General features: G+C 36.0%; 1 protein-coding gene. It reads right to left on the bottom strand.

Features of this window, described 5'->3' with window-relative positions:
* Positions 1-324: 324 nt before the first annotated feature.
* Positions 325-1,643 (bottom strand): FAD-dependent oxidoreductase (locus tag FHL06_RS12770; protein ID WP_153386965.1); only part of this gene is annotated, 1,319 nt, incomplete at its 5' end.

Raw genomic sequence — 1,643 nt, 5'->3', positions numbered from 1 at the left:
GGAGCTACCATAGTAACTTTGTTAATTTCTAGAATGAGTTTTCAAAGTCTATCTTCCGCCTCCCATGTAGAAAATTAAATCTATGACTAGCTCATTCTAGATACTTAGTTGATTTTTTGTAACTCCCAATTACAATGCGATAGAGGGGAAAACTCATTTCTTAAATTTGCCCAAAAATACAACGGATCATAATAATCTCCCCGATTCATTGAATACCCCATCATTCAATGACGAAAATTAATTTCTTACCCCCCTATCCAAAATCAACCATATAAAAAAGACCAACAGGTTCCCCGCCTGTTGGTCTTTTTGTTTATTCTAAAATTATTCATCGTCTTCTTTAGCAATTGCTTGTTGAGCCACCAAGTTAAGATAATTGAACGGATTATCATAGTTTGGTTGGAATAACATGTCGACAAAAGCTAAATCGTCGATAGTATTTTTATTTTGAATACAAATTGAGATTGCATTCGCTGATTGTGCAACTTCGTGTTTACTAAACAATTGTGCACCAATAACTCTTCTTGAATCTTTATCATAAACCAAATAAATTGTTAGCATTTCTGTCGTAGGCATATATGCTGGGCGGTAATAGTCATGAAAAACGACAAAGTCAGCATTTATTCCACTGGCAATGGCCTTTTTATAAGTAATCCCAGTCTCAGCCAACGTGTAGCCAAAGATTTCCATTGCTGTCGTAGCTTGCGTACCCATATATTTACGAATATCACCAAATACGTTAATTCCAGCTAAAGTTCCCTGACGTACTGCTTGCGATGCCAAAGGAATATATTTAATTTCACCAGTTGGATTAAATTTAACGACACATGAATCTCCTGCGCCATAAATATCAGGATCAGACGTTTGCATATAGTCATTAACTAATAATGCGCCGTAGCCATCCATTTGTACTTGACCACGAAGAAGATCCGTATTAGCAAAAAATCCGGTACAGACGATGACTAAATCAGCTTTATAAGCATTTCCCGACTTGGTCTTAATTGTCAATTGATCGCCATCTTCGATTTCAGCTACTCGCTCACCTAATCGAACTTTGACATCATGTTCCTTTAATTTGTCGATGATTGTTTCTGATAATCCATCATCAACATAATTATTTAAGATTTGGTCACGTGACTGGATCAAAGTAACTTCATGCACCGTATTAGCATAACTTTCAGCCAATTCTACCCCAACATATCCAGCACCAACAATAGCGATACTGGGATAATTTAAAGCTGACTCATAAATCTTCTTAGCTTGTGCATAACTCTTACATAACAAAACTCTTGGATTATCCATCCCACCGATTGGAGGAATACCAACTTCTGAACCAGTGGTCATAATCAGCTTGTCATAAGTGTCTTCAAAAATATCTTGAGTTTGCAAATCTTGAACAACAATTTTTTTATTTTTTGTATCAATCTTGATAACATTATGTTTCATATGAACCTTAGCACCATATCCCTCAAGGGTGGTAGGATCTGCATAAAACATATCCTCAAGATGATTTACGATACGGCCTAAATACAAAGCTATTCCACATGACAAAAACGCAATATTATCTTCACGTTCATAAACAGTTACATCTGCTTCTGGATGTTTTTTTAATATTTGTTCAACTGCAGCTGTTCCAGCATGTG

Origin of the sequence: Companilactobacillus halodurans, assembly GCF_009600985.1 — a bacterium.
GTDB classification, from domain to species: domain Bacteria; phylum Bacillota; class Bacilli; order Lactobacillales; family Lactobacillaceae; genus Companilactobacillus; species Companilactobacillus halodurans.
Note: the sequence above shows the minus strand (reverse complement) of the source record. Positions and strands in the feature narration are given on the sequence as shown.